Source organism: Burkholderia sp. LMU1-1-1.1 (assembly GCF_040675865.1).
GTDB lineage: Bacteria > Pseudomonadota > Gammaproteobacteria > Burkholderiales > Burkholderiaceae_D > Rugamonas.
The window spans coordinates 110,985-124,582 of record NZ_JBEGHG010000001.1 but is presented as its reverse complement, the minus strand read 5'-3'; the positions used below and the strand labels follow the sequence as shown (position 1 = coordinate 124,582).

Here is a 13,598-nt window from a genome sequence, read left to right as displayed (position 1 = left end):
GGACAGGTCCCGGTATTGCTCGAATTGCATCGCACTTCCGCGCCGAAGGAGTCGGCCCGCCGGTTTCGTTGCGCATGCCGTGCCCGACATCGCGAATCCGGACATGGCCGCCGTGCGTTCAAGGCGCCGGTGCGGTGCATTTGAGTAGCGCGCCGCGCAATTCCCGCAGCTTCGGCGGCTTGCTCAGGACCAGGTCGACGTTGACCGGCCCGTCGTCGCTGTCGGGTATCATGCGCTGGCCCCAGCCGGTGAGCAGTATCACCGGCACGGCCGGCGCCAGCCGCTTGGTCGCCTCGGCCACCTTGCGCCCATCCACGTACGGCATGCCCAAGTCGGTGATCACCAGCGCAAAGCCGGCGCCGTCCGCGTGGGCCGCGGCGAAGAGGTCGATGCCGGCCTGGCCGCCATCGGCCTCGGTGACGGCGTGCCCGTCCATCGTCAGAATGCTCGAGAGCGACGCCAGCAGCGTTGGATCGTCGTCGACGATCAGGATCTTCAGCGGCGCCGGCGCACTGGCCGCCGCCGGCGGCGCCGCGCCCGGCACGGCGTCGGCCCTTACCGGGAAATACAGGCCGACGACGGTGCCGGCGCCGGGCCGCGAGGCGATATTGATGCGGCCTGAATGGCGTTCTATCATGCCGTAGACGGTCGCCAGCCCCAACCCTGTGCCGCGCTCGCCCTTGGTCGTGAAGAACGGCTCCAGGCAGCGCCGTTGCGTCGCCTCGTCCATGCCGGCGCCGTCGTCGCCCACCTCCACCAGCACCTGCGGGTCGGCGCCGGTGTCGTCGCCCTGCGCGAGATGGCGCGTGCGCAGCGTCACCACGCCGCCGTCGGGCAGGGCGTCGATGGCGTTGAACACCAGGTTGGTGAGCGCCTCGCGGATCTCGCCCTCCATGCCGAGAATGGCCGGCAGTTCCGGCGCCAGGTCCTGGCGCATCTCGATCACGATGCCGCGCTGTTGCGGCATGTCGGACCAGCGCGCGCGCGTCAGGTCGATCACGTGCTGCAGCATCAGATTGATGTTCACTGTGCTGAGCATGACCTGCGGCTCGCGCTGGCGGTAGAACTCGCGCATGCGCCCGACCGTCGCCGCGACGTCGTCGATGGCCCGCTCGATCACTTGCAGGCTGGCGCGGCCGCGGTCGCTGAGCGCCTGCTCGTTCTCCAGCAGCGCCTCGGCGTACAGGCCGATCGGCGAGATGGCGTTGTTGATGTCGTGGGCGATGCCGCTGGCCATCTGGCCGAGCGCGCGCAGCCGCTCCTGCTTGGTGATCTGGGCCTGGCTGTGGTGCAGGTCGGCGTAGGCCTGCTGCAGCGTCGCATACAGCTTGGCCTGATTGGCGGCCAGCGCCACGTGCTCGCTCAGCTGGCGCAGGAATTCGCAGTCCGTGCTGGAGAAGCCGCCGACCGTGCGGCGCGCCACGATCAGCATGCCGAACACGGTGCTTTCGGCCAGCAGCGGCGCCAGCACCATCGACGCCAGGCCGGCCTTGGCCAGGCGCTGCGGAAACGGGAAATCGACCGCGCCGATGTCGGCCTCGTAGACCAGCTGTCCGGCCGCGCAGCGCGACAGGCCGTTGCGGTCGATCGGGATGTGGGCCGCCTCGGTCATCGCCAGCGTCATCGACAGCTCGTAGCTGCGCACGCCGACGCAGCTGACCACCAGCTCGCCGTCGGCATGGATGCAGATGGCGCCGAAGTCGACCGGCAACTGGTCCTCCAGGCTGCGGATCACCACCTGGAAGATGCTGTGCAGGTCCTGGCGCTCGGCGATCGAGCGGGTGATCTGCTGCAGCAGATTCATGCGGTTCAGCTGGGCCAGCACGCGGGCGTCGGCGGCCTGGCGCTCGCTCATCTCACGCTGCAGTGCCTGGTTGGCGCGCAGCAGATCGTTGCGCGAGACCGTGCTTTGCTGCAGGCGTTCGAGCATCTGGTTGAAGGCGCGCGCCAGACTGCCGATCTCATCGTTCGAATGCAGGTGCAACGCGAAGTCGAGGCTACCGCCGTCGACCGCCTCGGTCGCCTTGTGCAGCCGCGTCAGCGGCGCCGTCACGCTGCGGATGGTCAAGCCCATCGCCCACAGCACGACCCCCAGCACCATCGTGCCGAGCGCGCCGGCGGCCAGCATGGCGCGGTGCTGCGCCGCCAGGATGTGTGTGCTGCTCAGGCGCGTCAGCTCCTCGGCGTTCGACATCATGTTCTGCGCCCGCTGCATGACCATCCCGGTCAGCCGGGCCTCGAGCTCGAGCAGGATCTGGCGCCGGGCCGGCGTGCGCCGCAATTCCTCCTGCAGCCCCTGCAATTCGTCGAACAGGCCGCCGATCGACCGCGCATGGCCGCGCAGCTCGGTCATCAGGGCCAGTTCGTCATCGGTGTCGAAGCGGCCGGCGCCGGCCAGCAGGCGCCCCAGCGACTGGTGGCGCTGCAGCCATTGCAGGCGGCTGCGCGTTTCGTGGTGCATCACGTATTCGAGCGACAGATAGCGCAGGCCGTGCGCCGCCCGCAGGATCTCGCCGGTGACCTCGGCCTTGGCCACCTCGCGGCGCATCGCCAGGGTGGTCGCGGTGAACACCGCGCCCATGAGCAGCAACAACACCAGGCAGCACAGCTGGGCGATCCTGAGGCGGGTGGAAATCTTCACGCGCGGTCCTAGTCGAAGATGGTCACCGCGGCCGGGCTGACCGTCTTTAACCCGTCGAGGTAAATGTAGTCGAGGAAGTTGGGCATGCGGTCGCCCTCGCCCAGGCCGCCCTTGATGGCCCAGCGCGCCTGGTCCTCGAGCACCAGCAGCAGGCTTTGGTCGAGCTCGAGGCCGAAGTGGTGCGCCGGCCAGGCGGCGAGGGCGGCGGCCCGGCCGCGCGGCGACATACGGGGCAGGAAGGCGACCGCCTGTTGTGGATGGGCGGCGCAGTACCGCTCGCCTTGCGCGAGGGCCCGCAGCAGCCTGACGGCAGTGTCCGGGTGCCGGCTCAGGAAAGCGCGCAGGGCCACTATATTGTAGATGCTCTCGTAGACGTCGCGTCCCGAAAAGCGCACCGTGGACACGCCCAGCGCCTCCTCGATCCGGCTCAGGAACGGATCCCAGCCGCTGACGGCGTCGACCGCGCCGCTGGCCAGCGCCGGCAGCAGCCCCTCGGGCGGATAGTTCACCAGCGTCACATCGTGTGTGTCCAGACGCTGGCGGTTGAGCAAGACCTCCAGCGCGAAGTGGCCCGAGGTGGTCAGCGTGACGCCGATGCGCTTACCGATCAGGTCGCTTGCGCGCGCGATGCCGCGGTCGCGCCTGGCCACCAGCCCGTGGTCCTGGCCGGTGCGGAAGATGGTGGCGAGGATCTGCACCGGCTGGCCGTCGAGCGCGGCGAACACGACCGGGATGTCGGCCACCGTCGCCAGCTCCGCCCGGTTCGCCAGCACGGCGTTGAGCGCTTGCCTGCCGCTGCTGTGCGGCTGCAGCGTCACGCGCAGGCGCTCGGCGCCGAAATAGCCGTGGGCCTGGGCCGCCATGACCGGGCAGGTGCCCAGGTATTCGGTGTTGGTGGCGATGGTCAGCGCGGTGGTCGGCGCCGGTGCCGGGCGCGCATGCCACCAGGCGCCGGCGGCCAGCGCCAGCGCCAGCAGCGCCGCCCGCCGGCGGCCGCGGGACATGGCGCGCGCCATCATCGCGCCGCCGCGCAGGCGCGCGCCGCGGCGTGCCCGGGCAGCTCGAAACGGAAGGTGCTGCCGGCGCCAGGCTGGCTTTCGACGTGGATGCTGCCATCCATCGCTTCGAGCAGCCGCTGCGTGATGACCAGGCCGAGGCCGGTGCCCTCGATGTCGCTTTCCTCGCGTCCCGCGCGGCTAAAGGGGAGGAACAGGCTGTCCAGCTGCGCCGACGTCATGCCCAGCCCGCTGTCGGCGATGGCCACGCTGACCTGGCCGTCGTAGCGCCCGCAACTGACGCGGACGTCGCCGCCGTCGCGGTTGTATTTGATGGCGTTCGACAGCAGGTTCACCAGGACCTGCCGCAGCCGCAACGGGTCGGCGCTGAGCTCGTAGGCGGCCGGGCCGGGCGTGGCCAGCGTGACGCCGCGTTCCTTCGCCATCGGCGCGACGATCGCATACGCCTCGGCCAGGGCCGGCTCCAGCAGCACCGGGCCGATGTGCAACGTCAGCTTCTCCGATTCGATCCTGGACAGGTCCAGCACCTCGTTGACCAACTGCAATAAATGCTGCCCCGAACGCACGATATGGCGCGCCAGCCGTTGGCGGTCGGCCGCGCCCATCGGAAACTGGTCCGAGGCCATCATGTGCGAAAAGCCGAGGATGCTGTTCAACGGCGTGCGCAACTCGTGGCTCATGCTCGACAGGAAGGTCGACTTCGCCTTGTTGGCGCGCTCGGCCTCGCGGCGCGCCTCGTCAAGCACCAGGTTCAGGCGGCCGAGTTCGTCGATCCGCTCGCGCAGCGCCGCCTCCAGCGCCACGTTGTGCAGGCGCAGCCGGCGCGACTCGATCGCGCGCCGCAGTATCGGCAACAGCGTCGCCGCCTTGAACGGCTTGACCACGTAGTCGAAGGCGCCCATCTTCATGGCGCGGACGGCGGAATCGACGCTGCCCTCGCCGGTCATGACGACGCACGCGATATGCTCGTCGATCGCGCGGGCCGCCTCGAGCAGCGCCAGGCCGTCGATGTTGGGCATCACCAGGTCGGTCAGCAGCAGGTCGAAGCCGCCGTCCTTGATCCGCGCCAGCGCCTCGGCGCCGGTGGCAAATCCGCTGGCCTCGAATCCGTGCTGCCCGAGGATGTCGCACAGCGCGCGCAGATGGTTCAACTGGTCGTCGACGACCGCGATACGCCAACCGGTAACGACTTCGGACATGGGCCCTCCCAGGCGCTCGGCCGACTCGGCCGCGTGAGTGATTATGCCTGACTTAACCGTCAAGAAACTCTCCAATCCTATCCGCGCGGCGCCGGCAGCAGCTGCCGCAGCAGCTCCAGGCAGGCGAAGGCGGCGCTGCCGTCGTCGTGCTCGGCATGCCAGGCCGACACCGACACGGCCAGCAGGCGGAAGCCTGCCAGCCGGCGGAACAGGCGCCCCAGTTGCTCCAGCCGCGGGCCGCCGGGCACATGGTACTTGAGCGCCGGCATCCGCTCGGCCTCGTCGAGCACGTCGGTGTCGAAATGGATGTACAGGCTCTCGTGCGGCGACAGGTGGCGCAGGACCTCGTCGAGCGGACAGCGCACGATGGCCGAGCGGCGCAACGCGTCGTCCTCGCCGGGGTCGAGGTCGCGCGCATCGGACAGTAGCACCTGGTGCTCCGGATAGGGCTGGCAGCCGGTCAGCGCGCGCAGCGCCGTGCTGCTGTCGCGCTTGTCCCGCCGGCGGTCGGGACGCCCGACCAGCATCGCCAGCGGCATGCCGCCCACATAGCGGGTCTGGGTGGTGGCCCAGGTGTGGAAATCGCCGTGCGCATCGAGCCACAGGATGCGTTGCGGCGCGCGACCGGCCTGCTGCAGGCCGGCCAGCACGCCCAGCGACGAGACGCAGTCGCCCGCGATGCTCAGCGGTATCTCGCCGGTGGCGGCCGCTTGTCGCACCGCGGCCGCCAAGGGGGCGTAGGCCAGCCCCATGCAGCGCAGCTGTTCGTTGCGGTCGGCGATGTGGGCGCTGACCAGTTCGGGCACATCGAGCACCTGCCATGGTTCGTCGCGGAACGGCGCCAGGCGGCGCAGCTGGTCGCGTCTCTGCCCCATCAGGTAGGGCACCAGCAGCGGCTTGATCATTGCCAAGCCTCCGGCCGCAGCCCATAACCGAGCTCGGTCATGGTCTCCCTCACGGCCGCGCGCGCCACCATTGGCTGCAGCAGCGCGCCGCGCCGGCGCCAGCGGCCCGGGCTCGGCGCGGCCGTCGCCATGGTCACCGGCAACGCGGCGGCGGGCGCGGCGACGGGCGGCAGGTCGAGGCGGCGCCAGACCGCCGCCAGCGTCGATGCCGGATCGGCCAGGAAATCCTCGAACGCCACGCGTTGCGGGCGCGTGCCACTGGCCAGGATGTGGCGATGGCAGGACAGCCACTGGTTGAGGCAGACCTCGCCGAGCGGGGCGTCGACGAAATCGCGCCAGTTGGGCGGCAGGTCGAACTTCCACCAGCGCCGGCCGAACACGCAGCGGTCGGCATAGCCGCCGATCGCCAGCGGCACGCCGGCGCGTCGCATGTCATGCGAGAAAAAACCGGTCGGAGAGAGCCAGCCGTCGATCAGGCCGTTGACGCTCTGGGCGTAGCCGCGCGTCAGGTGGATGTAGTGCACCGTGGCCGCCGGGAACAATTGCCGGTGCAGGCCGGGGCGGAACGCGTCGGCGGGGGACTTGAACAGCAGTATCTTATCCGGCACGTCGGCTTCGGTGTAGCTGCGCCGGCTGAGCGAGGGCAGCACGAACGGCGGCTCCTCGATTTTGGCGGCTTCGTCGAATGGACGACCGGCCTCCAGGCCGAAACCGCCATCATAGTAGTTCAGGCGCCAGCGCGCCTGGCCGAAGACGCTCTGCAGCACCATGCGCTGCGTGGCGCGCGGCGGCGCGTCGCGCGCGCGGGCATCCGGCGCGTCGAACGCGCGCGCGAGCGACGCCTCCAACGCGGCCCACTCGCGCGGGGCGGAAAATACCGCCGGGAACTGCAGCAACAGGCGCTTGCGCCAGCGCGCCTGCAATTGCCGCGCCGGCACCGGGCCGTCCGACGCCACCGTCAGACCGTCGAAAATATTGTCGGCCAGCGCCTCCGGGTTGGCCAGCTCGCCGATCGCGTCGCTGCGGCAGTGCGGATGGTGGCCGAAGCCGTTGCCGGTCAGCGCCAGAAAAGGCTCGAGCTCGCCATCGAGCGCGGCGAAGCCCGGATGTTGGGCCAGGCAATCCTTGAACAGCGAGGAACCGCTGCGCGAACCGGTCAGTATCACGGCGACGCGCCGCACGCGGTGCCGCCACGAGGTGTGGGCGACCGCCCGCAGGGCGTTGATCGTTATCAGTAACTCATCCATGCGCACTATTCGTGCGGCGCGCGTTGCATGAGGAAGGCGTAGAATTCACGCGCCGCGGCCCGCCCGCGCCCGCTCGTGGCGAGCAGTTCGCACGTCAGGCCGGCCTGCGCGGCGAGCCGCTTGACGTCGTCGAGCGCGCCGAAATTGGCGTGGGCGAAATAGATCCGGCCGCCGGGCTTCAAATGCCGGCCGACATCCCGGAAGAAGCGGGTATTGGTCTGGAAGCCGGTGTCCCATTGCGAGCGCGCCACGACGTCGGGGGCGGGCTTGTCGCGGAAGGGCAGGTTGGCGGTGATGACGTCGAACCGCTCATCGCCCACCTGCTCGAACAGGTCGGAGCAGCGCACCTCCATCACCTGGCCGAAGCCGTGCTCGATGGCATTGCGTCCCGCGCTCCTGAGCGCGGCCGGATTGACGTCGAGCGCCAGCACGCGCGCCGCCCCGAGGCAACAGGCGTGGATGGCGATCACGCCCGACCCGGTGCCGACGTCGAGCACGCTTTCGCCGGCGCCGATGCGCAGGCTGCGCACCAGCGGCTGGCTGTCGAGGAACGGCCAGAACGTCTCCGGGTAGACGTGAAACGACTTGCCCAGATAGTGCATGGTGCGGCCGTCCTCCGGCACCGCCTTGAACGCGCGTTGGCGGCTGCGTTGCCATTTGTCGATGTGGTCGGGATTAAGACGGGAAGTCGTTTCCATGGACACCTCCTGGGTTTGCGCCAAAGCGCCGGTACGGCCGACGATGCACAAATTACATCAGATGATAAGGCGTATTGCGCGGCAGTTGCTGATGCGTTGAAACAAAATCACGCCGCCGCAACACTACCAAAGTGGAAGTGCCGGCGCCGGCGCGCCAACCTTTTTCGTATAGCGCTACCGACGCGTTATCGTCACTTTCGTGCCGTCCGCTCCCTGCGGGCCGGCGGCTTCAGGCTGCCTGGGCGCGCGCGTATCGACCAGCTTTTCGAGCCAAGACTCCCGCCAATATAGGTCGCTCGAGCGAGGACAATTTGCCACGCACGGGCCGCCGCACTGGATGCCTTTGAGGACCACGGTATTTGCGAGGGGGATCATCTTGCCCGTCTTTTCGAGTATCATTTTCCGGATCGGGAAGGCCACTTCATACTGTTTGTCGATGGCCGGCAACATGGTGGGCACGAAGCCCAGTCCCTTGTTCTTACCTTGGGGGTCGAGTTCCCGGGCGATCTCGAGGGCGGACTTGACACGTACGATGTCGCCGGCCGCCAACGCGAGGTCGCCCCGGGAAGGATGGGGGTTCTCGCCCAAGATGGTGTCGGCCGCCCCGCCACGCGACAAGCGCCGCCGCAGCGTTCGCCACACCAGCGCCAGGAAGTCCGTCAGCCGCACCTCGCCGGCCCACACGTCGCGGGCGTACGCAGCGACGGCCCAGCGCGACAGGGGCGCGGTAGCCGCGAGCAGCTCGGTGGATTGGCAAATATAGCGCTCGCCGTCGCGGGTGGCGAAACGTTGGGGCGGGGCGGCGGGCGGCGTAGGCGCGGCTGCCGGCTTGGCACCGGGAACGGATACCAGCCACCGTTCGTGCCAGAAAAGCAGGCAACGCCGTTCGCAGCCGTCGTGAAACTCACCGCCGCAGCGGGCCGCTTCCAGGAAGACGGCGTTGCCCAGACGGCGCATGCCGTAACCCTCCACACAGGTTTTGTCCGCGCGCCGATGCACACGAAGGACGGTTCCGCAGAAACGGGCCATCTCCGGCATGAACAGGATGCCATCGCATTTACCTTTGCCGTCGAGCGTGGCGTATATCTCTGCGAGAGAACGTACTTGCACCGGCATACCATGCATCAAGCGCTTCATGTCGCTACCTCCTGCTAAGGTCCAGAGACAATTTTCGCACCATTCCTTAACAAAGCTTTTGACGGCGCGCATACCACTCCAGCGCCGCGATGCTACCGCTCGCGTCAAAGCGAGCCAGTAGCAATAAGGGGTTCTTCAATTTACATGGATGTTTTTCCCATATGGAAACCCGTGATGCTGCCCCGGAGACGATGTTGGAGCCATACCCGTTCGAGGCGTCAGCACGTGACCGACTGTTCATCGTTTGGAGTCGGCTGATTGAGTGGGGCCTGAATCATTCCATGGCGCGCAAGGCGTTGCGCCAGTTGAAGGTGTCGGACCGCGTGACGGTGCAGAGTCGCCAGCGCTGCCACGCCATGTTCCTGGATTCGCGTTCGATGGTCGAACAGTGTCTCGCGGGACATGCTGCGCTTGAGCGGATCTCTTTCTACATAGACACGATTCTGTTCGCGCTGGCGGACATCACCATGAACGCCATTGCGTCCAAGCCGAAGGAGCGCGAAGCGATTCAACAGTCGAGACTCACATTGGAACTAAGCATTTGGGCCATTTTGTCTTGGTGAACCGACTCGCGCCGTTGTTGTTCGCAGTTTCACGCGTCGTTGTGTTGTCATCCAACGCTCACCGAATGAGCGACATTGATCTGGAAGGCCTGAACTTTGAACGACGGGCGTATAAGCCGGCGGTCGCCTATGGACAGTCGAAGAGGGCTAATGCGCTTTTTGCCGTCGGGTTCGACCGACGCAACAGGGAGCGGGGCGGGCGCGCTGTCGCGGTGCATCCGGGCGTGATCGATACAGGTCTCACCCGCGACGTTGACATCGAGATGCTGAAGGCCTGGATGGCGGGCATCGATGCAGCCCGTGCCCAGCAGGGCCTATCGCCGTTCGAACCGAAATCGGTTCCTCAAGGCGCGGCGACTTCGGTCTGGGCGGCCTTCACTGCCGCCAGCGAGGAGATCGGCGTCGGCGCGCGCTATTGACATTCTCGATCCCGCAGGCCCGCAGTGTCGCGACGGCGGGAGTTAATCGGCCACGCGCGCCAAAGGGATCGCTGCGGCCGGCGAATCGAGCTCCAGGGCGATGACCGTATCGATGTCGTCGCGCGCCGCCGCCGGCACCGTCAATGCGATGCCTTGCGCGCGTTGGGTGAAGCTCGCCTTGCCGCCCGACAAAACCGACGCGCGGACGATCCTGGCCGGGATCGGTGGCAAGGCCAGCGTGTCCTTCTGCCAGTTCAGCACGTGCACGTACACCGTGTTGCCGTGGTGGGTCGACGCCCCGTACTGTCCCGGCAGGAACGGGCCGCCGCGGGTCTCATAAATGCTTTGTCCATACTTGCCGAGCCAGGCGCCGATCTCGCGCAGGCGCGCCACCTGCGGCGGGTCGATACGGCCATCGGGAGCGGGACCGACGTTGAGCAGCAGATTGCCGTCGCGCCCCGCCACTTTGGCCAGCAATTGAATGTAATGCTTGAGCGGCTTTACCTGCGCATCCTTCTGGTATCCCCACGCGCCGGAGATGGTGGTGCACAGTTCCCACGGATGCTGGTTGTCAAAGTCGCCCAGCGCCGCGTCGGTTTCGCGCGATCGGAAATCCTCCGGCATGTCGGCGCGGCCGTTGACGAGCACTTGCGGCTGCAAGCGCCGCAAGGTCGAATACATCCGCGCGTGCTGCCAGTCGAAGCCGCCGCGATAGTGCTCGCCGGGCGCGCGCGCCACCCACTTGGCGACCTTCCAGTCGGCGCCGAAGTTCAGCCAATCGGTCTCGCCGCCGTCGAACCACAGCACGTCGATCTTGCCGTAATTGGTCAGCAGCTTCTCGACCTGGCGATGGTACTGCGCGCGCATCGCTTCCGCGCTCTCGCGCTGCAGGTCGGGCATGAAGTAGCCGGGAAAGCGCCAGTCCAGCGGCGAGTAGTACAGGCCAACGCCCAGGCCCGCCTTGCGCACCGCCTTCACATAATCTGCGACGAGGTCGCGATGCGCGCCGGTGTTGACGCTGGTGAACGGGTTGGCGCCGTCATCGAACAGGGCGAAGCCGTCGTGATGACGCGCCGTCATCACCATGTACTTCATGCCGGCCGCCTTGGCCACTTGCGTCCAGATGTCGAAATTCAAGTCCGTGGGCTTGAACTGGTCGGCGAGCCTGGCGTACTCGCCGACCGGGATCTGCTCGTCCCACTGCACCCATTCGCCGCGGCCGGGGATCGCGTATAGGCCCCAGTGGATGAACATGCCGAAACGCGCGCCGCGCCACCACCCGATGCGCGCGGCGGGATCTTCGCCCTGCACCCGTTCCATCGGGTGGGGCGGCGCCATCTGGGCGCCGGCGTCGCGCGGGCCGGCCAACAAGACCACCGCGCCGACGAGCGCTGCGATACACTTCATCGTCGGCTCCCGTCAAGCTAGGTGCAGCAGCACCGATCCATGCGCCAGGCCGGCAGCGGCGCTCTTGCGTGCCTTGTCCCTGGCCGCGGCGACCGCATGCGATGGGGCGAGGGAGGCGCCACCGGCTAACGCGGCGGCCGCGAGGAGCGTGCGGCGGGTACGATCAATCATGGGCATTCATTCCGTATTAAGAGTTTGCTGGAAGCAGCTGGTATTACCAGCTTTAAGCAAATAACATTAACATGGCGAATTCCCATTCCCCCCCAGACTGTCAAAAATTTTCCGCGCCTTGAGCGATTTCATAATGCTAGCCCCTCCACCGGGTGTGGATTACCAAAAAAGAATTTAGTTGCCATAAATCATTAATCTGGATTAATATCGCGACACATCAGATAAGGAGGGGTCATGGCATTGAGCATCGGCAGCGGCGCCCGCGGCGTAAGCAACAGTGTTGACGCGCAGGGCCAGATCACGCGGATCATGGCGCAGATCAAGAACGTGCGCAAACAACTCGCCTCGCTGCAAAAGCAGCTACGTGAAACCAGCGATCCGGAGCTGCAGAAGCTGCTGTTCAAGCAAATTTTCGACATGCAGCGCACGATCCAGTTGATGGAGCAGCAGATCGCTCAGATCGAGGCCGCCGAACAACAAAAGGAAGCTGCCCGCCAGCACGACAAACACCAACTGGCGGACGAAACAAAGGCCGCGCAATAAACGTTGAACCTCACAAAAAAAACCGCTATCGCTAGCGGTTTTTTTTGTTCGGGCCGGCCGCTGACCGGTGTTGGACAGCCCTGATGGCTAGACGTAGTCCGGAACTTTGTCAGGTCTCGATGGTGGCCATGACATTCGTAGGTACGATCAAGCTAAACACCACGGTTTCCGGGACGGACTCGCTGCCGGGATAAAGCTCCAGGTAGCGCGCCACATCCTTGGCTTGTCGTAGGGCGATTGCATCTTCGATTTTCCGGATCGCCTGGTAAAAGCCGTCTACTACGGCTCGTAGCTTCAGGTCGCTGAACGCGTAGCTGTCTTGCAGTATATCAATGGACGGTTCTAACGTCATGCGGCCCAACATGAGGGTCGGCCGGGATTCGTGTAAAAATCCCCAAATTCCTCTGTAACCATTTGATTTATTAAGATTTAAATGCACGTATGCCCCAGCCAGATCTGCCAGAGGTTCAGCCGGGATAAGGCCAGAAATGACACATAATCGGAAAAGCAATAAAGAATCACCCCGTTATGCATGAGGTGCCGTATAAACATCGCCCCTCAACAAGGCGCCGGCAACTTTTAGCCGGCCTTCGCTTAACTCAACGCTGAACCTGCCCGGAACTCAGCGATAGTTTCCTGATGTGAGATGAGCGAGGCTTGTGCCACAGCCAATGCGGTTTCAAACGTACGCGACTGAACGACCGCTGTTTCCGCCTGAGCTAAGGCCTTCGTCAGTTGCTCTTCCAGCTTCTGTATCAGACGTTCCTTACCCGCTATCTGCGCGGTCATCACCTGAACCTGCCGCGCCTCATCCTGAACCTCGGTAAGCTGCTGGAGGAGCTGGCGTCCCCGTGCTTGCTCATCGTACAGTGATTTTTGCGAGTGGTAAATGTCCGCCACCAGCCGGGCGCCTTCCTGGTTGAGCCGGGTAACGTCGTCCTGTCTGGCGACCAGGCTTTGCTGCAACTGGCGCACCTCGGACAGCAGCTGTTGGATCTGCTGTTCGTGGCGTCGCTGGTCCTGGTCGCGCTGCTCCTTGACCGATTGCCGATAGTGCTCCAGCCCCTCGCGTGCGTGGGCGTGCTTTTCCTCCAGGGACCGGCGGTGCGCCTCATTCTCGGTCAGTCGCTCCTTCAGGTCAGCCACCTGCTGTTCGCCCGTGTGGCGCAAAATGGCCTCGTTTTGCAGGTTTGCGCTTGTCTGTGCATGGCTTTGGGCCTCGTGGTCCGCGTCGGCTTTGGCTTCCAGCAACTGGGCCTTGATAGTGGCCAATTGCTGCTCAAAGTTGCGGGCCGACTCGGCGTGCTGTCGCGCCCGCTCGACACTTGCGGATTCGATCGCCGCGATACGTTCGTCCGCTTCCTCCTGCAGCCTGGCGTGCGATCTGATGGTGGGATGGACGTTTCTGACTCCACAATCGCGTGAAGTTTTCCGCCAAGGACTCTCAATCGACGACGCAACGTGGGCTCGAGGGCGCGGCTGGGCACTGTCGTTCGGACTTACCGCGCTCCTCTACTATCTACACACTAATCCCGCACTGGCGGGAATTGCTCAATATGCGATTGATCAGGCACTTGGGGAAATATCCAATAAAGGACCGCGCCCCTGAACTGTGGGTGGAATTTTCAAAGTGGACAAGTTGGGCATCGCGT

13 protein-coding genes are annotated in these 13,598 nt (G+C 65.9%); 3 read left to right on the top strand and 10 right to left on the bottom strand.

Annotation, left to right across the window (positions count from 1 at the left end; translation table 11 throughout):
• Window positions 1–118: 118 nt before the first annotated feature.
• From MRBLMU1_RS00495 to MRBLMU1_RS00465, 7 genes are all read right to left on the bottom strand, one after another.
• Entirely contained in the window at window positions 119–2,641 is a 2,523-nt protein-coding gene (locus tag MRBLMU1_RS00495; RefSeq protein ID WP_363495396.1) for an ATP-binding protein, read from the bottom strand.
• Window positions 2,642–2,649: 8 nt separating this feature from the next.
• Entirely contained in the window at window positions 2,650–3,645 is a 996-nt protein-coding gene (locus MRBLMU1_RS00490; RefSeq protein ID WP_363495393.1) for an ABC transporter substrate-binding protein, read from the bottom strand.
• Window positions 3,646–3,656: 11 nt separating this feature from the next.
• A complete protein-coding gene (locus MRBLMU1_RS00485; protein ID WP_363495390.1) occupies window positions 3,657–4,856 on the bottom strand; it encodes a hybrid sensor histidine kinase/response regulator in 1,200 nt (399 codons plus the stop codon).
• A gap of 77 nt (window positions 4,857–4,933) precedes the next feature.
• The gene (locus MRBLMU1_RS00480) at window positions 4,934–5,761 is read right to left on the bottom strand and encodes an arginase family protein (protein WP_363495387.1); all 828 of its coding nucleotides are present in this window, start codon (window positions 5,759–5,761) and stop codon (window positions 4,934–4,936) included.
• The gene (locus tag MRBLMU1_RS00475; RefSeq protein WP_363495384.1) at window positions 5,758–7,008 is read right to left on the bottom strand and encodes a hypothetical protein; all 1,251 of its coding nucleotides are present in this window, start codon (window positions 7,006–7,008) and stop codon (window positions 5,758–5,760) included. The genes MRBLMU1_RS00480 and MRBLMU1_RS00475 overlap by 4 nt, the downstream gene beginning before the upstream one ends.
• A 5-nt stretch (window positions 7,009–7,013) precedes the next feature.
• On the bottom strand, window positions 7,014–7,706 hold the full coding sequence (locus MRBLMU1_RS00470; protein WP_363495381.1) for a methyltransferase: 693 nt from the start codon (window positions 7,704–7,706) through the stop codon (window positions 7,014–7,016).
• Window positions 7,707–7,880: 174 nt separating this feature from the next.
• Window positions 7,881–8,843, bottom strand: a complete 963-nt coding sequence (locus MRBLMU1_RS00465; RefSeq protein ID WP_363495378.1) for a hypothetical protein — start codon at window positions 8,841–8,843, stop codon at window positions 7,881–7,883.
• Between the two features lie 161 nt (window positions 8,844–9,004).
• On the opposite strand from MRBLMU1_RS00465, the gene MRBLMU1_RS00460 reads away from it, so the two are divergent.
• Window positions 9,005–9,406, top strand: coding sequence for a hypothetical protein (locus MRBLMU1_RS00460; protein ID WP_363495375.1), 402 nt, complete (start codon window positions 9,005–9,007; stop codon window positions 9,404–9,406).
• Window positions 9,407–9,471: 65 nt separating this feature from the next.
• Window positions 9,472–9,825 carry a hypothetical protein gene (locus MRBLMU1_RS00455; protein WP_363495372.1) on the top strand — a complete coding sequence of 118 codons (354 nt, stop codon included), beginning with the start codon at window positions 9,472–9,474 and terminating at the stop codon, window positions 9,823–9,825.
• Between the two features lie 42 nt (window positions 9,826–9,867).
• On the opposite strand, the gene MRBLMU1_RS00450 is transcribed toward MRBLMU1_RS00455, so the two are convergent.
• On the bottom strand, window positions 9,868–11,232 hold the full coding sequence (locus MRBLMU1_RS00450) for an alpha-L-fucosidase (protein ID WP_363495369.1): 1,365 nt from the start codon (window positions 11,230–11,232) through the stop codon (window positions 9,868–9,870).
• Window positions 11,233–11,637: 405 nt separating this feature from the next.
• Here MRBLMU1_RS00450 and MRBLMU1_RS00445 point away from each other — a divergent pair, with 405 nt between their 5' ends.
• On the top strand, window positions 11,638–11,946 hold the full coding sequence (locus tag MRBLMU1_RS00445) for a FlxA-like family protein (protein ID WP_363495366.1): 309 nt from the start codon (window positions 11,638–11,640) through the stop codon (window positions 11,944–11,946).
• A 109-nt stretch (window positions 11,947–12,055) separates the two neighbouring features.
• Here MRBLMU1_RS00445 and MRBLMU1_RS00440 read toward each other — a convergent pair whose 3' ends face one another.
• Together MRBLMU1_RS00440 and MRBLMU1_RS00435 are read right to left on the bottom strand one after the other, a co-directional pair.
• Window positions 12,056–12,298, bottom strand: a complete 243-nt coding sequence (locus MRBLMU1_RS00440) for a hypothetical protein (RefSeq protein WP_363495363.1) — start codon at window positions 12,296–12,298, stop codon at window positions 12,056–12,058.
• A 242-nt stretch (window positions 12,299–12,540) separates the two neighbouring features.
• Window positions 12,541–13,218 (bottom strand): hypothetical protein, encoded by a 678-nt coding sequence (locus MRBLMU1_RS00435; RefSeq protein ID WP_363495360.1) that lies wholly within the window; start codon window positions 13,216–13,218, stop codon window positions 12,541–12,543.
• Window positions 13,219–13,598 lie beyond the last annotated feature (380 nt).

Coding starts and splice junctions, on each gene's coding strand:
- MRBLMU1_RS00490 (WP_363495393.1), bottom strand. CDS start 3,645: ATGTCCCGCGGCCGCCGGCGGGCGGCGCTGCTGGCGCTGGCGCTGGCC.
- MRBLMU1_RS00485 (WP_363495390.1), bottom strand. CDS start 4,856: ATGTCCGAAGTCGTTACCGGTTGGCGTATCGCGGTCGTCGACGACCAG.
- MRBLMU1_RS00480 (WP_363495387.1), bottom strand. CDS start 5,761: ATGATCAAGCCGCTGCTGGTGCCCTACCTGATGGGGCAGAGACGCGAC.
- MRBLMU1_RS00475 (WP_363495384.1), bottom strand. CDS start 7,008: ATGGATGAGTTACTGATAACGATCAACGCCCTGCGGGCGGTCGCCCAC.
- MRBLMU1_RS00470 (WP_363495381.1), bottom strand. CDS start 7,706: ATGGAAACGACTTCCCGTCTTAATCCCGACCACATCGACAAATGGCAA.
- MRBLMU1_RS00465 (WP_363495378.1), bottom strand. CDS start 8,843: ATGAAGCGCTTGATGCATGGTATGCCGGTGCAAGTACGTTCTCTCGCA.
- MRBLMU1_RS00460 (WP_363495375.1), top strand. CDS start 9,005: ATGGAAACCCGTGATGCTGCCCCGGAGACGATGTTGGAGCCATACCCG.
- MRBLMU1_RS00455 (WP_363495372.1), top strand. CDS start 9,472: ATGAGCGACATTGATCTGGAAGGCCTGAACTTTGAACGACGGGCGTAT.
- MRBLMU1_RS00450 (WP_363495369.1), bottom strand. CDS start 11,232: ATGAAGTGTATCGCAGCGCTCGTCGGCGCGGTGGTCTTGTTGGCCGGC.
- MRBLMU1_RS00445 (WP_363495366.1), top strand. CDS start 11,638: ATGGCATTGAGCATCGGCAGCGGCGCCCGCGGCGTAAGCAACAGTGTT.
- MRBLMU1_RS00440 (WP_363495363.1), bottom strand. CDS start 12,298: ATGACGTTAGAACCGTCCATTGATATACTGCAAGACAGCTACGCGTTC.